General features: G+C 67.7%; 21 protein-coding genes and 2 pseudogenes. 8 read left to right on the forward strand and 15 right to left on the reverse strand.

The features are described 5' to 3' along the window. Positions 1 to 47: 47 nt before the first annotated feature. Positions 48 to 842 carry a M23 family metallopeptidase gene (locus NS1_RS19185; protein WP_062986567.1) on the forward strand — a complete coding sequence of 265 codons (795 nt, stop codon included), beginning with the start codon at positions 48 to 50 and terminating at the stop codon, positions 840 to 842. Between the two features lie 502 nt (positions 843 to 1,344). On the opposite strand, the gene NS1_RS19190 is transcribed toward NS1_RS19185, so the two are convergent. From NS1_RS19190 to merA, 4 genes are all read right to left on the reverse strand, one after another. After that, the gene (locus NS1_RS19190; RefSeq protein ID WP_062986569.1) at positions 1,345 to 1,554 is read right to left on the reverse strand and encodes a heavy-metal-associated domain-containing protein; all 210 of its coding nucleotides are present in this window, start codon (positions 1,552 to 1,554) and stop codon (positions 1,345 to 1,347) included. Positions 1,555 to 1,729: 175 nt separating this feature from the next. Then, complete coding sequence (merB, locus tag NS1_RS19195; protein ID WP_062986571.1) at positions 1,730 to 2,374, reverse strand: organomercurial lyase MerB; 645 nt, start codon at positions 2,372 to 2,374, stop codon at positions 1,730 to 1,732. Between the two features lie 66 nt (positions 2,375 to 2,440). After that, positions 2,441 to 2,893, reverse strand: a complete 453-nt coding sequence (locus NS1_RS19200) for a MerR family transcriptional regulator (RefSeq protein ID WP_255284599.1) — start codon at positions 2,891 to 2,893, stop codon at positions 2,441 to 2,443. Positions 2,894 to 2,914: 21 nt separating this feature from the next. Continuing rightward, the gene (gene merA / locus NS1_RS19205) at positions 2,915 to 4,354 is read right to left on the reverse strand and encodes a mercury(II) reductase (RefSeq protein WP_062986573.1); all 1,440 of its coding nucleotides are present in this window, start codon (positions 4,352 to 4,354) and stop codon (positions 2,915 to 2,917) included. Positions 4,355 to 4,477: 123 nt separating this feature from the next. On the opposite strand from merA, the gene NS1_RS41710 reads away from it, so the two are divergent. Both NS1_RS41710 and merT read left to right on the forward strand, forming a co-directional pair. After that, positions 4,478 to 4,867, forward strand: coding sequence for an ArsR/SmtB family transcription factor (locus tag NS1_RS41710; RefSeq protein WP_084503835.1), 390 nt, complete (start codon positions 4,478 to 4,480; stop codon positions 4,865 to 4,867). A gap of 62 nt (positions 4,868 to 4,929) precedes the next feature. Then, positions 4,930 to 5,004: pseudogene (gene merT / locus NS1_RS42705) on the forward strand (mercuric ion transporter MerT); the annotation flags it as partial. A gap of 51 nt (positions 5,005 to 5,055) precedes the next feature. Here the strand turns inward: merT and NS1_RS41715 are convergent. Continuing rightward, positions 5,056 to 5,616: pseudogene (locus NS1_RS41715) on the reverse strand (MFS transporter); the annotation flags it as partial. 243 nt (positions 5,617 to 5,859) lie between these two features. Between NS1_RS41715 and NS1_RS19215 the strand changes: the two are divergent. Next, positions 5,860 to 6,276, forward strand: coding sequence for a MerR family DNA-binding protein (locus tag NS1_RS19215; RefSeq protein WP_255284600.1), 417 nt, complete (start codon positions 5,860 to 5,862; stop codon positions 6,274 to 6,276). 92 nt (positions 6,277 to 6,368) lie between these two features. On the opposite strand, the gene NS1_RS19220 is transcribed toward NS1_RS19215, so the two are convergent. From NS1_RS19220 to NS1_RS19245, 6 genes are read right to left on the reverse strand one after another with little or no spacing between them, the layout of a single operon-like run. Continuing rightward, complete coding sequence (locus tag NS1_RS19220; RefSeq protein WP_062986579.1) at positions 6,369 to 6,641, reverse strand: hypothetical protein; 273 nt, start codon at positions 6,639 to 6,641, stop codon at positions 6,369 to 6,371. Then, on the reverse strand, positions 6,638 to 7,318 hold the full coding sequence (locus NS1_RS19225) for a methyltransferase family protein (RefSeq protein WP_062986581.1): 681 nt from the start codon (positions 7,316 to 7,318) through the stop codon (positions 6,638 to 6,640). The genes NS1_RS19220 and NS1_RS19225 overlap by 4 nt, the downstream gene beginning before the upstream one ends. 49 nt (positions 7,319 to 7,367) lie before the next feature. Continuing rightward, positions 7,368 to 7,568, reverse strand: coding sequence for a zf-HC2 domain-containing protein (locus tag NS1_RS19230; RefSeq protein WP_062986583.1), 201 nt, complete (start codon positions 7,566 to 7,568; stop codon positions 7,368 to 7,370). A 37-nt stretch (positions 7,569 to 7,605) separates the two neighbouring features. Continuing rightward, positions 7,606 to 7,962: a DUF2933 domain-containing protein gene (locus NS1_RS19235; protein WP_157125300.1), complete on the reverse strand. Its 357-nt coding sequence runs from the start codon at positions 7,960 to 7,962 to the stop codon at positions 7,606 to 7,608. 5 nt (positions 7,963 to 7,967) lie between these two features. After that, a complete protein-coding gene (lgt, locus tag NS1_RS19240) occupies positions 7,968 to 8,969 on the reverse strand; it encodes a prolipoprotein diacylglyceryl transferase (protein ID WP_084503851.1) in 1,002 nt (333 codons plus the stop codon). A 13-nt stretch (positions 8,970 to 8,982) separates the two neighbouring features. Further along, positions 8,983 to 9,375: a hypothetical protein gene (locus NS1_RS19245; protein WP_062986587.1), complete on the reverse strand. Its 393-nt coding sequence runs from the start codon at positions 9,373 to 9,375 to the stop codon at positions 8,983 to 8,985. A gap of 356 nt (positions 9,376 to 9,731) precedes the next feature. Here NS1_RS19245 and NS1_RS19250 point away from each other — a divergent pair, with 356 nt between their 5' ends. From NS1_RS19250 to NS1_RS19265, 4 genes are read left to right on the forward strand one after another with little or no spacing between them, the layout of a single operon-like run. Continuing rightward, the gene (locus NS1_RS19250) at positions 9,732 to 12,242 is read left to right on the forward strand and encodes a heavy metal translocating P-type ATPase (RefSeq protein ID WP_169812806.1); all 2,511 of its coding nucleotides are present in this window, start codon (positions 9,732 to 9,734) and stop codon (positions 12,240 to 12,242) included. Beyond that, on the forward strand, positions 12,239 to 12,940 hold the full coding sequence (locus NS1_RS19255) for a response regulator transcription factor (protein WP_062986591.1): 702 nt from the start codon (positions 12,239 to 12,241) through the stop codon (positions 12,938 to 12,940). Before NS1_RS19250 ends, NS1_RS19255 begins: the two co-directional genes overlap by 4 nt. Further along, on the forward strand, positions 12,933 to 14,315 hold the full coding sequence (locus tag NS1_RS19260) for a HAMP domain-containing sensor histidine kinase (protein ID WP_062986593.1): 1,383 nt from the start codon (positions 12,933 to 12,935) through the stop codon (positions 14,313 to 14,315). The genes NS1_RS19255 and NS1_RS19260 overlap by 8 nt, the downstream gene beginning before the upstream one ends. 59 nt (positions 14,316 to 14,374) lie before the next feature. Further along, the gene (locus NS1_RS19265) at positions 14,375 to 14,701 is read left to right on the forward strand and encodes a metal-sensitive transcriptional regulator (RefSeq protein ID WP_062986595.1); all 327 of its coding nucleotides are present in this window, start codon (positions 14,375 to 14,377) and stop codon (positions 14,699 to 14,701) included. 34 nt (positions 14,702 to 14,735) lie between these two features. Here the strand turns inward: NS1_RS19265 and NS1_RS42260 are convergent, their stop codons facing one another. From NS1_RS42260 to NS1_RS40115, 4 genes are all read right to left on the reverse strand, one after another. Next, the gene (locus tag NS1_RS42260) at positions 14,736 to 16,268 is read right to left on the reverse strand and encodes a 2Fe-2S iron-sulfur cluster-binding protein (protein ID WP_084503836.1); all 1,533 of its coding nucleotides are present in this window, start codon (positions 16,266 to 16,268) and stop codon (positions 14,736 to 14,738) included. Then, positions 16,241 to 17,173: an FAD:protein FMN transferase gene (locus NS1_RS19275; RefSeq protein ID WP_157125301.1), complete on the reverse strand. Its 933-nt coding sequence runs from the start codon at positions 17,171 to 17,173 to the stop codon at positions 16,241 to 16,243. Before NS1_RS19275 ends, NS1_RS42260 begins: the two co-directional genes overlap by 28 nt. Then, complete coding sequence (locus NS1_RS19280) at positions 17,163 to 17,543, reverse strand: hypothetical protein (RefSeq protein ID WP_062986599.1); 381 nt, start codon at positions 17,541 to 17,543, stop codon at positions 17,163 to 17,165. The genes NS1_RS19275 and NS1_RS19280 overlap by 11 nt, the downstream gene beginning before the upstream one ends. Before the next feature lie 186 nt (positions 17,544 to 17,729). Then, the gene (locus tag NS1_RS40115) at positions 17,730 to 18,308 is read right to left on the reverse strand and encodes a hypothetical protein (protein WP_062986601.1); all 579 of its coding nucleotides are present in this window, start codon (positions 18,306 to 18,308) and stop codon (positions 17,730 to 17,732) included. Between the last annotated feature and the right edge of the window lie 8 nt (positions 18,309 to 18,316).

The raw sequence follows: 18,316 nt of genomic DNA on the forward strand, positions 1-18,316 counted from the left end.
CGACTCGGCTGCATCACGACCACTCTGATCGACGTTAGGACCCCGCTGTGCCGCACCATCGAATGACCTCCGGTTCCATCAGCGTCAAGGAGCTGCTCGGCGGCGTCACCGACGAGCCTCGGGCCAAGCACCGTCTGGCCACGGACTCCACGGACAAGTTCAAGGGAATGGCAGGCGTAGCGGTCGCCGCCGGGGCTCTACTCGGCACGATGGCCCAGGCCGCGCCCGCGATGGCGACCACAGACCTTGGCGCCGAAGGAATTTCCGACTCGGTCGACCTTCCCGCCCCGGCTCCTGTCGCAACACCGGTCGCCGCCCCGTTTGGCCTGGCGGGCCTCCCTGCCGAACTCGCCGGACCACTCGCGCAGGCCGAGCAGATCATCAAGGACCTCCAAGCGGTCCCGTCCGCGGTAGCACCGCCCGCCGCGGCCCCCGCACCTGCGGTGCTTCCCGTCGGTGGTGAGATCAGCTCCGCGTACGGCAGCCGTTGGGGCGCGTTCCACTACGGTGTCGACATCGCCGACGCGCTGGGCACCCCGATCCAGTCCGCGATGGGCGGCACCGTGATCGAAGCAGGCCCGGCGTCCGGCTTCGGCCAATGGGTGCGCGTGCAGCAAGACGACGGCACGATCGCCGTCTACGGCCACATCAACGAGTACTACGTGCAAGCCGGAGACCGGGTCAACGCCGGTGACGTGATCGCCGCCGTCGGCAACCGAGGCCAATCCACCGGACCCCACCTTCACCTCGAGATCTGGGACCAGAACAGCAACAAGATCGACCCCGTCGCTTGGCTGGCGGACAACGGCGTTATCACCGAACAGCGTTGGGGCACCGACTGATCAGCGTGAATAGCCGATGCACTTGGCAGGTACCGGCCGGGCAGATCGGTAACACTTCAGCTCTCACCTTGACCAGGGTCGCCGTGCGGCCCGACGCCACAGCCGAGTGACGACTGAACTCTCCGGGTAGGGCGGGCCGATCGACGCCGGGACCGTCCAGAGTCGATCGGCCCGCCTGGCTTGCGGGAGCCGTCCTGCTGTCACATGGGACAGCAGGGGCCCATCATGCTGCACATCCAGTCGCAGATCATCTTCAGCGGGTTCACGTATATCACCTCCTGGGTTGCGTGTTCGGACTCGTCGGCGGCGCGATCGGTGGTTTATTGATACCGGTGCCGTCGTCGTGGTTCCCAGAGCCGCCAAGACAATCTCAGCTGACCCGTGGACCACAGCGATGCTAAACCTTCCATTCGGGTGGAAGGTCAAGTTGCACAAGGGGCTGGTGGTCGGTTGATCGGGCCAGGCGCGCCGAAAGGTTAGCGATGGTCAGGGTCCGGGATCGTTACGAGTCGACCGTGGCGGTATAGCCGAGTTCGGCTATGGCCGCAATGACATCCCCGGGGGTGGCGTAGTCGAGGTCGACGGTGGTGCGGTTGTGCCTCCGGGACGTGCGGGTCTCGCGCACACCGGGTAGGTCTTGCAGGGTGTCGTCGATGAGCAATGCGCAGCTACCACAGTGCATGCCATCTACCCGGAAAATGTGTGTGCCCATAGGCTTCGATCCCCTCTCAAGCAATGGTGAGCGTGCCGGAGTACATGCCCATGCCGCAGGTGTAGTCCAGACGGCCGGGTCGCAGAATCCCGAGGTCGATGCGGGTTTCACCGGTGCTCGGCAGGGTGTCGAAGACGATCCGCGCCGTGGCGATGGTTTCGGTTGGACCTGTAGCTCAGCAGCAGTGCGACTTTCCGGCACCGGTGCGCACACTGTCGCTGATCGGGCGGAGCTGGTCGTAGGCGTCGGCGAGCGGCAGCAGCACTCCGGTGGGGTGCTGGGCCTGCCAGTCGGCGCCGGCCTGCGCGGAGGCGAAGTAGCGGCCGGGGTTGCAGGTGGTGGCCCGCACCTGGGACATGTCCAGCTCGTCGGGACCAGGCAGCGAAACCACTGCGGTGGCCGGTTCCAGACCGCTGATCCCGGAGTCCGGGTCAACGGTCAGCCGGATCGTGGTTCCGGTTGCCGGGCAGGGTGATTCGACCTGGGCGGGGCGAACGAGGATCGCGGGGAACAGCAGGGTGTCGGCGGCGCACCAGGCGTAGAGCAGGTGGCCGTCGACGGTGAAGCGGTGTGGTGTGGGGTTGCTGGTGAGTCCCCAGCCGAGGATGCGGTGCCGCTCGTCGTATTCGATGTCGCTGGCTGCGGGCGCGGATTCGATGTCGGCCACGCTGACTCCGGCGGTGGTGGCGAGCTGTTCGACGGTGATCGGTTCACCGTGGGCGAGCAGCCGCATCGCGGTGCCCATCAGCGTGGTTCCGGTGGTTCCAGCGGGGTCGAACAGTTTGCCGATGATGGTGTCGGTGAATTCGTTGGCGGTCATGCCGGTGGTCCCTTCCTGTGGAGGTGCTTCCGACATCCAGCGTGGCGTCTGCCCCCGGTGGGAGAGTCAAGCGCAACCGGTGGATTCCCGGGCCCGGTCGCAGCTACGCGGGTTCCCGGCCCAGCACAGGTCATCGGCGACCAGGTGCGCGCGGTACTCGGACTCGAACTCGTCGATGCGGTCCAGGATCTGCTGGTAGTCGGTGATGCGTTGGCGTAGCCGCTGGCGGGACCGCCGCAACAGCTCGGCCAGGCGGGAGCCGACCGACTGCCCAGCATCGTCGTCCAGGGCGGCCACCAGGTGGCAGATCTCGGCGATGGTCAAGCCCAGGCCCCGCAGTTCTCCGATGAACCGGACGCACCACAGGGCGTCGGTGGTGTAGAGCCGGTAGCCGGCCGGGCTGCGGCCGAGGGTGTAGATCAACCCGAGGTCGCTGTATTCGCGCAGCGCCTTCACCGGAACACCGCTGCGGCGGGACAATTCACCGATCGTCATGGGCTGGATGGTCGTGGTACCCATTCAATGTCTCCTTCCTCGGTCTCAGCCGGCGCAGCAGGACAGCTTGGCGACATCGGCGGTGAAAGTTTGTGCGGTGAGCATCAACGCCTCGGCCATGGTCAGGTACGGGGCCCAGGCGCGGGCGAGCTGCTCGACAGTCATGCCTGCGGTGATCGCGTATCCGGCGGCGGTGATCAGATCGCCGGCGCCCTCGGCGATCGTGTGCACGCCCAGCACCCGCCCGGTACCGGCCTCCGCGACCAGCTTCACCACACCGCGGGTATCACGATTCACCAGCGCGCGCGGCACACTCGCACCGCCGAGCACCCGGAACTCGGTCCGGTGCCCGGCCTCGGCGGCCTGGGTGTCGGTCAGCCCGACAGCGGCGAGGGCCGGGCTGGTGAAGGTCACGCGGGGCACCGTCGTGTAATCCAGCACCCGGGCCTGATCTCCGAAGGCGTTGTCGGCAAACAGCGTTCCCTGCGCGGCGGCGACGTACACGAACTGCGGGCCACCGGCCACGTCCCCGGCCGCCCAGATCCGCGGGTTGACGGTGCGCTGATAGTCGTCGGTGACCACCGCGCCGCGCCCGTCGGTGGCGACTCCCACCATTTCCAGGCCCAGCCCCGCGGTATTCGGACGGCGACCAGTGGCGATCAGCACCTGCTCGGCGCGCAGCTCGGTGGTGGAACCGTCGCGGGTGCGCACGGTGGCGACCTTCTCGCCGTCGACGGCGAGCACTTTGTCGAGGGTGGCTCCGGTGAGCACGGTGATCGCTTCGTCGGCGAACACCGCTTCGATCGCAGCCGAGAGTTCGGGTTCCTCGAACGGCGCCAGCCGATCCAGAGACTCGACCACGGTCACCCAGGTACCGAGGCGGGCGAACATTTGCGCCTGTTCGAGCCCGATCGCGTTGCCGCCCACCACGATCAGCGATTCCGGCAGGGACTGTAGGTCCATGGCGGTGGTCGAGGTCAGATACCCGGCCTCGGCCAGACCGTCGACCGGTGGGATCCACGGCGAGGCGCCGGTCGCGACCAGGTACTGATCGGCCACGATCGTCCGCGAGCCGCCGTTGTTCAGCGCGACCCGCAGCGTGGGCGACCCGACCGTGCCGTCGAATACGGCTGTGCCGAAGACGATCTCCCACCCATAGCCGGTGGCCAGGTCGACGTACTTGTCGGCCCGCAACTGGTCCACCAGGGCGTTCTTGCCCGCAATCAGGTCGGCGAAATCCACCGGCACCGCAGCGGAGCCCAGTCCGGGGAACCGGTCGGCCGCAGTCGCGGTATGCCGGGCCTCGGCGGCAGCCAGCAGCGCCTTCGACGGCACGCAGCCGACGTTCACACAGGTCCCGCCGACGGTGCCGCGTTCGATCATCACTACCTGTTTGCCGAGGTTGGTGGCCGCGATGGCGGCGGCGAACGCGGCCGAACCGGAACCGATGATCGCCAGATCGATACGAGGACTCGTGGTGGTCACAGGTCCGTCTCCTCACTCGGAACCCCCAGGCCCCGCACAGTTGCTATTCGTGTTGACGAATATCTTCCATCACCATACTATTCGCTTACACGAATTTTTCACCCTTCTGTGGAGGCAATCCGTATGGCCCGGCGTAGTGCCGCCGCTCTCACCCGAGATGCTGACGAGGAGGCGTGTACGCATCTGGATACGACAGCGAAGTTCTTTCGCGCCCTGTCGGATCCGACGCGATTGAAGCTTCTGGAATTCATCCTGGCCGGCGAGCGCACCTCCGCCGACTGTGTCGAGCACGCCGGGATCTCCCAGCCGCGGGTATCGATCCACCTGTCCTGCCTGGCCGACTGCGGATATGTGGTGGCGCGCCGCGACGGCAAGAAGCTGCGCTACTCCGTCGGTGACCCACGGGTGGCGGATCTGGTGATGCTGGCCCGCTCACTGGCCGCCGACAACGCCGCGGCCCTGACCTGCTGCGACCGCATCGCCCCAGCCCAGGAAGGTGGTGAGCCGACATGAACGACCAAGACGGCTCCCCGGGGCTGCGTGGCCCGCTGTCCGTGACGGGCGCCGCGGTCGCCATGATCGCGTGCTGTGCCCTGCCCGCACTCATCGCCGCAGGCGCGCTCACCGCGGTCGGTGCCGCACTGCGCAGTTGGGGGCCGATCGCGGCGGCGTGGAGCGTCGCCGTCGAGCACCGAGCGGTGTGCCACGAGAACGACGAGCACGATCGCGGCGAGGCCGGCCACGCCGAGGAACAGGCCCCTCCATCCGATGACCGGCTCGAGCAAAGCTCCGGCGCTCGAGCCAAAGGCCATCCCGCCCGCCATCGCGCCGAACAGCCACCCCAGCGCGTGGCCACGCCGCTCGTAGGGGAACAGATCACCGATCAGCGCCAGCGAGATCGGCACCACGCCGCTGGCGCCGACCGCGGTCACCGCGCGGACGGCGACGAAAGCCCCCGCGCTGTCGGCGAGTGCGGTCAGTGCGGTGAGCGCGACGAACGCCGTGGCCGACCCGGCGATCACCGCCGCCCGGCCGATCCGGTCCGACAGTGGACCCCACAGCAGTGTCTCCACCCCGTAGGGCACCAGATACGCCGGGACCGCCAGCCCCACCACGCCGGTCGAACTGCCGAACTCGCGAGCCAGCTGGGCGATCAGTGGCGCGATCATGAACGCCTGGAAGAAGACGAGAAAGGTTGCCGCGCACAGCAATCGCAGCAACCATTCCCGAGTCGGCGCTTCCGGCCCCGCCGGGGGACGCACTCAGCTGACCTTTGCCATCGTGTTCCCGCAGCAACAGGTGGGGTTCTGTTGCCCCTGACAGGACGGCGGCGCGCCCTTGGTCACCGTCAATTCGCACCCGCACTGCGGGTCAGGGCAGCGGTACACCTCGTGCTCGACAAACGCCATGATTCGGCCTCCTTGTAGTGTTGTTCCTGCACAACGACGCTAAAACCTGGCCCCGAGGGCCAGGTCAAGCCGGAGAGAGCAGTGATGGAGTCAGCGATGCTCACCGCGGGACAGGCCGCCACCCGGGCCGGGGTCACCCGCAAGGCCATGCGCCTGTATGAGGCCAAAGGACTGCTCGACGAGCCCGTACGCACCGCCGTCGGGTACCGGCTCTACACCACGGGCGACATCGACGTGCTCGTCTTCATCCGACAGGCCCGCACCCTGGGCCTGCACCTGGACGACATCGCCACGATCCTGGACATCCGCCGCCACGGGGTCGCGCCGTGCCCGACGGTGCACACGCTCATAGGCACCCGCATAACCGAGATCGACACCGCCATAGCGGACCTGCGTGCGCTGCGCCGCTCCCTTGTCCACACTCGAGATACCCCATCCTCGGAGCGACCGGCGGCGGACAGCGAACCGGCCGCGGTGTGCCCGATCGTCGAACACACCCGCCACGCGCGCTGATCCGGGTCGGCGGACGACACCCGCCACGCCCCCAGCACGACCGAGAGTTCCACGGCCCCGGCTGATCTGCGCATGCCCCTGCGTGAAGCCGGTCAGTGCGGAGGCTCAGGCGGGCCGGTGTTGCGGTACATCGACATGTTGCCGTGTTCGCGTTCGGCCGCTTCGAGTTGGTCGATCCTGGCTTGCAGGCGCATGATCTCTGCGTGGTTTGGACCGAGGGCAGGGCGCACGGTCTTCCGGTCGTGCAGGCGATCCCATTGGTCGCGGATGTCCTTGCGGTAGCGGCGTTCCAGCCATACCACCACGCCCATCTCCGTGGCGCAGGCCAGTAGCACGATGAGCACGACGGCCTCGGACAGGTTCATGGCATGTGCACCTGCCGATTGTCGGCCGGCGGTGTCGGCGTGGAGTTCGCCGTCGTTCGGCGGGTGGGGAGGAACCTGGGTGTGCGGGCAGCGTATTCGGTCCATTCCGGTCCGAAGCGGGCGGCCACTTCTGTTTCCTCACGGATCGCCAGGCGCCGATACATCCATGCCAGCACCGGGAACATGATCAGGGTGGGCAGGGTCGGCCACATGAGCAGGAACCCGATCATGATCGCCAGAAAGCCGGCGTACTGCGAGTGACGCGCATATCGGTAGACGCCGGAGGTGGCGAGGGTTCCGGATCGCGCGGAGGCATGCAGGTGCTGCCGGCCCGCACCGATGAGAAGGAATCCACCGATGATGAATGCGTAGGCGGCGAGGTGGAACGGGCTGATGTGGGGGTCGAGTTCCCAGCCGATCAGGTCGTTCCAGAGGTGACCTTCTGCATGGGTGAACCCGAGGTTGGGGAACCGGTTGCCCAGCGGTCCGGCCAGCAGGTAGATGGTGAGCGGGAAACCGTACATCTCGGTGAACAGCGCTACCGCGAAGGCACTGAAGCCGCCCAGGGCCCGCCAGTCGCGGCCGGTGTGTGGGTGGAAGAATCCGGCGGCGAAGACCACCAGCACGACCGTGTTGATCACCACCAGCGCCCAGAGGCCGTATCCATAATCGTTCATGGGACCTTCTCCTCAATCGCGGTGGCGGTGTGCACGTCGATCACGATCACTACCGGAACCCCGAGACGAACGGGCGGGCCCTAGCCAGGAGTTCGACCACTTCGGTCAGGTCGTCGCGCTCGGATCGGCATGGGGCACATCGTGTCAGGTGCTCGGCCACCCTGGCGGCCCCGTCCTCTTCCAGCGCTCCGAGGGCGTAGGCGCCCAGCAGTTCGCTGATCTCGCCGCATTCCGTCGAATGATTCGACATGTGCCATCACCACCTGCGCCGCTCGCGGTCTGCGTCCTCAGGAGCGTTCGTTGCGCCACGTGCCGGAGCCGTGGCTCGTCGGTTCGGCAGAGCCAGCGGCGAAGTCCCCGCTCGGGTCGGTCTTCGGCTGGTTCCATACGGCGTCGAACCGGTCGATGATCGTCGCCTTGCCGATATTTGGTGCCGCCTGCAGGCCGCCTGGTTCGGCGGCAGAGCCCTCGACAGGGGTCTTGGCCTGGTCGGCGTTCATGGATTTCATCATGAACACCATGCTCAGTGGGCAGGCCGCGAGGATCAGCAGGGGCGCCGCGGCTACGATCCAGCCCGGTTGCAGTACGAGTACGGCGACGGCGATGATGCCGAGGGTGATGAGGATCTTCTTGTTGAAGCACATGGTGATCACTCCGAGGGGGATGGCCGTGGGGATCGCGGCGCCTTGTATATCGGTTGTAATGAGACGGTAGGTGTCGGCTGTGAAGAATCTGTGAGCTCGGGATGGGTGCTCGATGTGCGTCCGGGTCCCACCGCGATCACACTGTCGGCGGGTGGTGAATCGGATGCGGGAACAGTGGTATCCGCGGCGGCGGGCGGGCCGCTGTGACGCCGCGGTCGGCGCGCGTAGAGGAACGCAGCGGCTGCGGTGAACAGCAGTGCGCTGGTCCACACGTTCAGCCGCAGTCCGAGTATCTGGTTGGCGGGGTCCACGCGCAGCATCTCGATTCCGCCGCGGCCTGCGGTGTAGGCGGCGATGTAGAGGGCGAATACGCGGCCGCGGTCGAGGTGGAACCGTCGCTCGGCCCACAGGATCAGTCCCACGGCCAGCAGGTCCCAGGTGGCCTCGTAGGCGAACACCGGGTGATAGGTGTCGGTCAGCGGGGTCGCCGCAGGTCGATGTGCTGGGTCGATGACCAACCCCCACGGCAGATCCGTGGGCCGGCCGTAGAGTTCCTGGTTGAACCAGCAGCCCACCCGTCCGATCGCCTGACCGACCAGCAAGGCCGGTGCCATGGCGTCGGCGAAGCCGGCGAAGCCGGCGAAGCCGATACCGCGACGACGCAGCGCGATCCACGCGCCGAGCACACCACCGGCGACCGCACCCCAGATGCCAAGTCCTCCCTGCCAGACATACAGGGCGGCAACCGGATTGCGGCCGGGTCCGAAATAGAGCTGCCAGCTGGTGAGCACGTGGTAGAGGCGGCCACCGGCGATGCCGAAGGGCACCGCGAGGACCGCGACGTCGACAACGGTGCCCGGTGCGCCGCCGCGCGAACGCCACCGCCACTCACCGACCGCGACTCCGGCAAGGATTCCCAGGAGCACCATGATCGAATACCAGTGCAGCATCAGCGTGCCCACCTCCAGGTAGGGGCTGGGCGGGCTCGGTATCGACGCCAGATTCATCGGCACGGGTTTCCTACCCTCGGCACGGTGTCACGGTCGAGCGCACCGGTGACATGGCGGCCGCGCCGGTCATGCCATGATGGCCACTCTCGGCGCTGGTGCCGCCCATCATCGGCCCCGGCATCATCTGGCCACCGGTCATCGGCGCCGACATCATGCCGCCGGTCCGCATCATGTCCTGCATCGTCGCTCGCGCTTGGTCGCGGTCACCGGAGGGTAGGGCGTCGGTGCAGTGGCGGATCATCGATTCCTGGTCCTGCCCGGAGCCGGGGTCCTGTTGTGTGGTGGAGGGTGGTTGTGTGCCGGGCCCGGTGGGTTCGGGTGTCTGGGCGGTGGCGATACCGAAGGCACCGGCGCCGAGCAGAACACTCCCGGCGATCGCTGCGATTGCTGTGCGTTTCTTCATGGGTTTCGCCCTCTTTCAGGTGAGATTGCCGGGCCCAGTTTGTGGTGGTGAGCCTCGGGTGATCTCGAAATTAGGCAGCGGCTGTGAAGAAGCCGTGAAGGGCTGATGTGGGACCGCTGTGCGCATGCCTCGACCGGTATCAGCGCCAGGGCAGCGCCGGTTATACCTACCGGTACCGCGCATCGGTAAGTGAGTTCGACACGACTCCACGCGGTGCGGTGGTCTGTCCCGTCTCGTGGGACGAGAGACAACAATGGAGGTGAGCGTATGCGGAATCGGATTCACCGACGGCAGGGCCGGGTGAGCGCGCTAGCGCGTCCGGTGTCGGCTCGGCAGCTGAGGAGAAGGTCGTGAGTATGGACAAGATCGCGGTCATGATCGGGTCGCTCGCCGCGATCGCGGCGTTGGCGTGGTTCTTCTTCGGGCCGCGCAAGTCACGGACCGCGCAACTGCGGGAAGGGATTCAGCAAATCGGTGTCACCGTCAAAGGCGGGTATGCCCCGGACCTGATCCGGGTCCGCCAGGGCGTCCCGGTGCGCATGCTGTTCGACCGGCAGGAAAGCGGCGACTGCACCTCACGGGTGGTTTTTCCCGACCTCGGCCTCAGCAGGTCGCTGCCGGCGTTCGAAACGACGGCGGTCGAATTCGTGCCGGACACGGTGGGCCGGTTCGGGTTCGCCTGCGGAATGAACATGGTCCACGGAACGCTGATCGTCGACCCGAACGAAGAAACGAGCCAGACCACCAGGCCGGACCAGTCTGCCCAGCATCCGACGGATTCGGTGGCCGGGGACGGCGCGGCCGAGGAGGACGCCGAGGCCTCCGAGCGGCGCGCCGAGATCAAGGATCTGTCGCGTCGGGTGCTGGTCGGCGCTCTGCTGTCCGCGCCGGTCGCGCTGGCGGTGATGCTGCACGAATTCTTCGGTGTCGACGTGCCCGGGCTGTTGTTGAACCACTGGTTCCAGTTCGCGTTGATCACTCCGGTGATGTTCTACACCGGTTACCCGATCCATCGCACCGGTTGGCGGGCGCTGCGCAACCGGTCCGCGGAGATGAACTCGCTGATCACGTTGGGTACGTGCGCGGCGTACGGGTACAGCGTGCTGGTCACCGTCGCGCCGGGGTTGCTGCCGGAGTCGGTGCGGGAGGTCTACTACGAGGCGGTCGGGGTCATCTTGACTCTGATCCTGCTCGGGCGGTTGTTCGAGGCGAAGGCCAAAGCCGGTACCGGGCAGGCGATCCGGGAGCTGCTGGGCCTGCAACCCAAGACCGCGCGGGTCGTGCGCGACGGCGTTGAGGTCGATGTTGCGGTCGAGGAGGTCGTGGTCGGTGATGTGATCGTGGTCCGGCCGGGTGAGCAGGTGCCGGTGGACGGTGTCATCGTCGATGGCCGGTCCTCGCTGGATGAATCGATGGTCACCGGGGAGTCGATCCCGGTGACCAAGACTGTCGGCGACGAGGTAGTCGGTGCGACGGTGAACCAGACTGGTGCGTTCCGGTTGCGGGCCACCCGGGTGGGATCCGATACCGCGCTGGCGCAGATCATCCGGCTGGTGCGCCAAGCCCAGGCGTCACGGGCGCCGATCCAGCGAATCGCCGACCTCGTGTCGAGCTACTTCGTGCCCGCTGTCGTGTTCATCGCCATCACCGCGTTCGCGGTCTGGTACGTCGTGGGGCCCAGTCCAGCGTTCACCCTCGGTCTGGTCTCGGCGGTGGCGGTGCTGATCATCGCGTGCCCATGCGCACTAGGGTTGGCGACTCCGCTCTCGATCATGGTCGGCACCGGAAAAGGTGCTCAGTCAGGCATTCTCATCCGGTCGGCCGAAGCGCTCGAGACCGCGCACCGGTTGCAGACCATCGTGCTGGACAAGACCGGCACCATCACCCAGGGTCGCCCTGCCCTGACCGACATCGTCCCCGCGGCGGGGTTCGGCACCGACGAGATCATCGCGCTGGTCGCCTCCGCCGAACGGTCCTCCGAGCATCCGCTCGGGCGAGCCATCGTGGACGGGGCTACCGAGCGCGGCGTCGTCACCACGGATCCGGTCGAGTTCGACTCGGTCACCGGCCAGGGCATCCTCGCCACGATCGCAGGACGCCGGGTGCTGGTGGGTAAGGCCACGCTGCTCACCGAGGCCGGTGTGGACGTGGGCCCGCTGCGCGGGGATGCGGATCGGCTGGCTGCTCAGGGCAGGACCACTATCTTCGCCGCGGTCGATGGACGCCTGGCCGGTGTCGTCGCGGTCGCCGATACGGTGAAGGCGGATTCGGCCGCGGCGGTTGCCGCGATGCAGGGGCTCGGCTTGGACGTGGTGATGATCACCGGCGACAACCGGTACACCGCCGAAGCCATCGCCCGCGAGGTCGGGATCGGCCGGGTGCTGGCCGAGGTGCTGCCGGAGAACAAGGCGATCGAGGTCCGCCGACTGCAGGAGGAAGGTCGGCGGGTCGGCATGGTCGGCGACGGCATCAACGACGCCCCCGCCCTGGCGCAGGCCGATGTCGGGTTCGCGATCGGCACCGGCACCGACGTGGCGATCGAAGCCTCCGACATCACGCTGATTTCCGGCGCGCTGGGTGGGGTGGTGACCGCGATCCGGCTGAGCCGGGCCACGATGCGCAACATCCGCCAGAATCTGGTGCTGGCCTTCGTCTACAACACCGCGGGCATCCCGTTGGCGGCCGGAGTGCTGTATCCGTTCACAGGGTGGATGCTCAGCCCGATCATCGCGGCCGCGGCGATGGCATTGTCCTCGCTGTCGGTGGTCGGCAACGCCAACCGGTTGCGCGCGTTCACCCCGGCGCCACTGCCCGCGGTGCCGGCGCAACGTATCGATGTTCGTCCAGTGGAGGTGGCGACCCCATGACGGGCGAGACGGTGCTGGTCGTCGACGACGAAGCCAAGCTGCGGGCGCTGGTGCGCGACTATCTGGAACGCGACGGATACCGGGTGCTGGAGGCGGTCGAGGGCCGCGGGGCACTCGACCTGGCGCGCACCGCCCAACCCGATCTGATCATTTTGGATCTGGGCCTGCCAGGGCTGCCCGGTGACGAGGTCGCGCGGCTGCTGCGCCGCGACTGCGATGTACCGATCGTGATGCTCACCGCCCGCGCCGCCGAGCACGACCGGGTGGCGGGGCTGCGGCTGGGCGCCGACGACTACGTCGTCAAACCGTTCAGCCCCCGAGAACTGGTGGCGCGGGTAGAGGCGGTGCTGCGGCGCGCCGGCAGCGGTCGCGCCGACACCGAGACCGCGGTGTCCTACGGCGATGGGCGGCTGCGGATCGACACCGAGCGCCGGGAGGTCTACTCCGGGGGCGAGCCGGTCGAGCTCACCCGCTCGGAGTTCGACCTGCTCGCCGCGCTCGCGTCCCGGCCCGGACGTGCCTGGAGCCGCATGGAATTGGTCGGCCGGATCCAGGGCCACACGTTCGAGGCATACGAACGCACCACCGATGTGCACGTGAAGAACCTGCGCCGCAAGCTCGGCGACGAATCCCCGTTCCAGATCGTGGTGACCGTCGCCGGGATCGGGTACAAGCTGGGAGTCGAGCGCGATGGGTGAGTTCTTGCGTGGCCGCTTCGCGCGCCGCCTCGCGTTGGCTTTCGCGACGCTGGGCGCGGGCGCGGCCCTGTTGACCGCGGTCCTGGTCAATCTTGCCTTCGGCGCCCGTTTCGACGACTATCGCGCCGCACAGCAGCAGATCCGCCAGCAACAGCTGGTCGCCATGTTCGCCGCAGAGTACGCCTCTGTCGACGGCTGGAACCGGCAGAAGCTGAACGAACTCGCCCCGACGGTCACCATGACCGGCTCCCAGGTCGATCTGCGCGCAGCCGACGGCACGAAGGTGTGGTCGCTGGCCGACGCCGATGTCGATGACTCGGTACTGGCGATGCACCGGGACATGATGGGCGTGGGAGAGCTCGGCCCACCTCAGCAACTCCCCGTCGTCGTCAACGGTCGCCAAGTCGGCATCCTCGACGTCCAGGTTCCGCAGGGCCCGATCCCCGCGGTGGACCGCACCTTCCGCTCCGATGTCAACAAGTTGCTGATCGCCGGGGGGCTCATCGCCTCGGTGATCGCCCTCGGCGTCGGTCTCTACACCGCGCGCCGCGCGACCGCGCCGATCGCCGAACTCACCCACGCCGCAGCCGATCTCGCCGACGGCCGCAAGGACCGGCGGGTGACCCGAATTCCGGACAACGAAATCGGCCTGCTGGCAACCACCTTCAACACCATGGCTGATCGCATCGAACGCGAAGAGGAACTACGCCGCCTCTTCGCGGCCGACGTTGCCCACGAACTACGCACACCGCTGGCCATCCTGCGCAGCGAACTCGAAGCCGTTCAAGACGGCGTCCGCGCACCCACACCGGCCGTGATCGCTTCCCTGCACGAAGAGACACTGCGGATGGGCCGTCTCATCGCCGACCTGGAAACACTCGCCTCCGCCGACGCCGCCGCCTTCACCCTGCAACGCCGCACCCTCTCGCTCACCGACATCGTCGCATCCACCGTGGAGGATTTCCGCGACCGATTCAGTCAGGCCGGTATCACTGTGAACATCGAACTCACCGACGTCTTCGTCGACGGCGACGACGACCGGCTCCGCCAGATCATCACCAACCAGCTCACCAACGCCCTGAAATTCGTTCCCCCCGATGGGACCGTCACCGTCACGGTTCAGCGTGTCGGAGGCTTGGCCGAGCTGCGGATCCGCGACACCGGGCCGGGTATCCCCGACCCCGACCTGCCACACATCTTCGACCGTTTCTTCCGTAGCCGCACCGCCCGCGCCGACGGCTCCGGCATCGGACTCGCTGTCGCCAAAGAACTCACCACAGCCCACGGCGGCACCATCACCGCCACCAGCGGCCCCGGCCGAGGAACCACCTTCACCACACGGCTACCAGCCACACCCAACCCGACCACACGCTGAACCCACCAACTCGAATATCCCTGGAAGACACATCAACTCGATCCGCTGCAGAGGCCACGATGGACACCGACCACTCCGACACCCTGAACACCGACGTCGCCACGACCGGCGGCGACCACTACATCACCGCCAAAGATTCCTCTCTCCAGAGGTTGCGCCGCATCGAGGGTCAGGCCCGCGGTCTGCAGCACATGGTTGAGCAGGAGAAGTGCTGCATCGACATTCTCACTCAGGTATCGGCCATGACCAGAGCACTGCAATCGTTCGCTCTTGCCGTGCTCGATGACCACCTGCGCCACTGTGTTCTCGACGTCGCCGAAACGGGCGACCCCGCTGCGCAAGCACACGAAGCAGCCGCGGCGATCGCGCGCCTCGTACGCTCCTAGGTCAGGAGCGAACCTTCCGATTCTTGGCGCTGGTCTACAGGTCGAGGGTCAGCGTGGCACTGCGCGCCCGCGATACGCACGGGTAGATGACGTCGTGGCGGTCGCGTTGTCCCGGGGGGAGCACGGTGTCGCGGTGCTCGGGTACGCCGTCCAGGACCGGGGTCTCGCAGCTGCCGCAGAACCCCTGCTCGCACGAGGACGACACCGCTCCCGGCACGGCGTCGCGCAGCGCATCGAGCAGGCTGCGGTCGGCCGGAACCACTATTGTCTGTCCGCTGCGCCGCAGCTCCACTTCGAACTCTCTGTCCGGGCCCGAGGTCGTCTCCCTTGGCCGGCCGGGACCGAACCGTTCGGTGTGCAGGCGGCGATCGGGGAAATCGGTGGAAACCAGTTTCTCGAGCGCGGTCAACATCGGCTCGGGTCCGCACGCGTAGATCGCCGTCGCGGGTGAGGTGGCGGCCACGGCCGCAGCGAGATCGGGCAGCCCCTCGGCATCGGCCGAGACCAGCCGGACACGATCACCACCCAACGCGACGAGTTCGTCGGCGAACGCCATCGCCGGCCGTGACCGGGCTCCGTAGACCAGACGCCATGGCAGGCCCGCGGATTCGGCGGCACGGACCATCGGCGCGATCGCCGTGATGCCGATACCACCGGCGACGAACAGATACCCCTCTGACAGCACCAATGGGAAATTGTTTCTCGGACCATCGATGCCGACCCGCTGGCCCACCCGCAAGGTGTGCACCTCGGCCGAGCCCCCCCGGCCATCGACGACGTGTGCGACCGCGATCCGATACGACCCGCCGGCGTCCGGATCCCCGCACAGTGAGTACTGCCGGATCAGGCCGGAGGGCAGCCGGACATCGATGTGCGCGCCCGGCTCCCACCCCGGCAGCGCTGCGCCATCCGGGTCGGCCAGGTCGAGGGTGACCACACCGTCGGCGGCGGTGTACACCGCCTGTATCTGCATCGATCGTGTTCGCGGGCGGGGTGTTTGCGCGGTCGTGCCCGGGTCGGGGCGGGCGGAGGAACCGTCACCGTCGTTGCGGCGCCCGACCAGTAGCCGGTAGATGCTGAGGAAGGCGACCAGGGCGACCAGGGCCAGGGCGGTCGTGCGTACGAGGGTCTGGTCGGTTCCGGCGGTGAGTGCGTGCACGGTGGCCAGGATGAACAGCACGAACGCGGTGGTGTGTACCCAGCGCCACCACCGGTGGGGGATACGTGACCGCATCAGCGACGTCGCCTGCACCGCGACAAGCAGATACACCGCGATCACACCCCACCCCACGGCGACCGGCCGGTACTGCGAGGTGAAGGGGACCAGTATCTCGAGCACGCCGAGCCGCACCCAGCGGTCGGTCAACAGCCCGACCAGATGCAGCCCCAGGAACACCAGCGACAGCACCGACACGAACCTGTGTAGATCGAGCAGCCGGGCGGGCATCGCCCGCGCGCCGAGCACCCGGCTCGACATCAGCAGTCCCCACACCACCGTGGCCGAGAGCAGCCACCAGGAGACCAGTCCGCCCGAACGGGCTACATACCAGGACAATTGGGAGCCCACGTCTCAAACCCTTTCCACGGGCCGACCGGGTGCCGGGCCCCGTCTTCTGTCACGATCAGCCCGGCCACACCCCACTTCTCCAAGAGGGCAGCACCGGCCGCGGCGCCCGCGATGAGCGCGGCCTTGGCCAGGACCTCGGCCCAATACGTTTCGCCCGCGATCACAGTGACGCTGTCGACGTCGTTAGTCGTCGAGGTCCCGGTGCGCGGGTCGATCAGGTGGTGGCGGTCGCGTCCGTGCTGTTGCCAGCGCCTGCGCAGCCGCGTGGAGGTGGCGACCGCCCCCTCGGCCAGCGCCACATGAACGAGGTCTGTTTCGGGGGCCTGCTCATCGGCGACCGCGACCACCCAGGACTGCGCGCCGGGCGCGATCCCTGATACGCGCAGATCACCGCCGAGGTTCGCGCTCACGCCTGCGGCGCCGGCCGCGATCAGTTCCGCCACGATCAGGTCCGCCGCATATCCCTTCCCGATGCCGCCCAGATCGATCCGCACCCCACGCGGCAGCCGGACCATGTCGCGCCGGAACTCGATCCCCGCACACCCCGGTGTCGGCATCGGCACCGAATCGACCGGCGAGTCAGCCTGCGGCGCACCGAAACTGCGGGCGTAGCCAGCGGACTCCAGTGCGGGTAGCACGGTCGGGTCGAACAGCCCGCCGGTCACCTCCCACGCCCGCACCGCAAGCGACACCAGCCCCAGCGTCGGGGGTGAGAGCCGAACCCAACTCCCCGCCGCCGCGTTGAGAGCACAGAGCTCACTGCCCGATCGAAACCGCGACCACTGTGCCTCGAACTCCTCGAGCCTCGCGCGCGCGACCGTGAGTAGCTCCGGGTCGCCGACCACGATCAGATGGCAGTCGCTGCCCATCAACGGGAACCGGGTCTCGGCTGTGTCAGCTACCACGGCTGCGCGTCATCGGGGCAGGCGTCGCCTGCCTCTGCGGCCCCGGCGCGGCGGCCGAGGGAACCGGAACTGTCGGCGGCACTGTCGTGGCGGTCTCGGCTTCTCCGGGGCAGCCGCTTCCGCTGCTGCGTGTCACCGGAAGCGGTGTCGTGGTCGTGCTCGGCGCAGGGGTGGCGGTGGTCGGCACCGGTTGGCCCGGTGAAATGTCGGCTGTCGCCGCGACCGTCACTGTCGCGGGAGCGTCTTGCTGCGCGTTGGTGATCAGCACCGTGGTGACCGCGATCGCGCCGACAATGCTGGCAGCACCCACACCGATCCGCACCGCGATCCGGCGGTCCTTTTCGTCGGCCGGATCCGGCTGTTCAGCCATTACTACCTCCCCATCCCACGGCAGATCCGGCTCGCGTTCGACGGCGGTTACGGTCGTATCCCGGCGCAGCCCAGCAGCCGATCCTGTCGACGGTCGAACCGATTGTGTGCATGTCTGAGGCAACCTCTCGCTCGGCGCGCCGCCGGGTGGCGGTCGCGGGCAGTTCTGTGCAGGCGGCGGGCTGGATCACTTCCCGCCCGCTTGGCCGCCCGTCGCGCCGGTGCCGCCGTTCATGCCGCCCATCTCGTTCATGCCCATGCCCCCGTTCATGCCACCCATGCCCATACCCCCGTTCATGCCACCCATGCCCATACCCCCGTTCATGCCACCCATGCCCATGCCCATGCCGCCCATGCCCATGCCGCCGTTCATGCCTCCGTTGCTCATTCCGCCGCCGTTCATGCCGGGATTCATGCCCATGCCCATGCCGACTCCGGTCTGCATGCCCATGCGCATGGCCTCGAGCCACATCTGCATCTCCATCTGGGACATGCCGGCGGTGCCGTTCGGAGCCGGTGTTGCCGGAGCGGGAGTGGCCGCCGGTGCGGTGCTGGGTTGCGGGGCCGGGGCAGTCGGTGCCGGTGTGTTGGTCGGCGATGTGTTGTGTGAGGGCATGTCCGCGGTGCTGGTCGCAGCGGCGGTGCTGATCACTGGGGTCTGGGGTCCGGAGCTGATCGCCACTCCGGCGACGACGACAGCGACGCCGACTGTCACGACTCCGGCCGCGATCGCCAGTGCGGAGCGGTGTTTGATGTCATTGGCCATGGTTTCGT

Source organism: Nocardia salmonicida NBRC 13393 (assembly GCF_001613085.1).
Taxonomy (GTDB): domain Bacteria; phylum Actinomycetota; class Actinomycetes; order Mycobacteriales; family Mycobacteriaceae; genus Nocardia; species Nocardia salmonicida.

What these genes read in the sequence shown, in the direction of transcription:
- NS1_RS41710 (WP_084503835.1), top strand. Translation starts at nt 4,478, where the DNA reads ATGGCCCGGCGTAGTGCCGCCGCTCTCACCCGAGATGCTGACGAGGAG.
- NS1_RS19245 (WP_062986587.1), bottom strand. Translation starts at nt 9,375, where the DNA reads ATGAAGAAACGCACAGCAATCGCAGCGATCGCCGGGAGTGTTCTGCTC.
- NS1_RS40115 (WP_062986601.1), bottom strand. Translation starts at nt 18,308, where the DNA reads ATGGCCAATGACATCAAACACCGCTCCGCACTGGCGATCGCGGCCGGA.
- NS1_RS19230 (WP_062986583.1), bottom strand. Translation starts at nt 7,568, where the DNA reads ATGTCGAATCATTCGACGGAATGCGGCGAGATCAGCGAACTGCTGGGC.
- NS1_RS19265 (WP_062986595.1), top strand. Translation starts at nt 14,375, where the DNA reads ATGGACACCGACCACTCCGACACCCTGAACACCGACGTCGCCACGACC.
- NS1_RS19250 (WP_169812806.1), top strand. Translation starts at nt 9,732, where the DNA reads ATGGACAAGATCGCGGTCATGATCGGGTCGCTCGCCGCGATCGCGGCG.
- NS1_RS19255 (WP_062986591.1), top strand. Translation starts at nt 12,239, where the DNA reads ATGACGGGCGAGACGGTGCTGGTCGTCGACGACGAAGCCAAGCTGCGG.
- NS1_RS19260 (WP_062986593.1), top strand. Translation starts at nt 12,933, where the DNA reads ATGGGTGAGTTCTTGCGTGGCCGCTTCGCGCGCCGCCTCGCGTTGGCT.
- NS1_RS19200 (WP_255284599.1), bottom strand. Translation starts at nt 2,893, where the DNA reads ATGGGTACCACGACCATCCAGCCCATGACGATCGGTGAATTGTCCCGC.
- NS1_RS19225 (WP_062986581.1), bottom strand. Translation starts at nt 7,318, where the DNA reads ATGAACGATTATGGATACGGCCTCTGGGCGCTGGTGGTGATCAACACG.
- NS1_RS19235 (WP_157125300.1), bottom strand. Translation starts at nt 7,962, where the DNA reads ATGTGCTTCAACAAGAAGATCCTCATCACCCTCGGCATCATCGCCGTC.
- merB (WP_062986571.1), bottom strand. Translation starts at nt 2,374, where the DNA reads ATGACCGCCAACGAATTCACCGACACCATCATCGGCAAACTGTTCGAC.
- NS1_RS19280 (WP_062986599.1), bottom strand. Translation starts at nt 17,543, where the DNA reads ATGGCTGAACAGCCGGATCCGGCCGACGAAAAGGACCGCCGGATCGCG.
- NS1_RS19190 (WP_062986569.1), bottom strand. Translation starts at nt 1,554, where the DNA reads ATGGGCACACACATTTTCCGGGTAGATGGCATGCACTGTGGTAGCTGC.
- NS1_RS19215 (WP_255284600.1), top strand. Translation starts at nt 5,860, where the DNA reads ATGCTCACCGCGGGACAGGCCGCCACCCGGGCCGGGGTCACCCGCAAG.
- lgt (WP_084503851.1), bottom strand. Translation starts at nt 8,969, where the DNA reads ATGAATCTGGCGTCGATACCGAGCCCGCCCAGCCCCTACCTGGAGGTG.
- NS1_RS19220 (WP_062986579.1), bottom strand. Translation starts at nt 6,641, where the DNA reads ATGAACCTGTCCGAGGCCGTCGTGCTCATCGTGCTACTGGCCTGCGCC.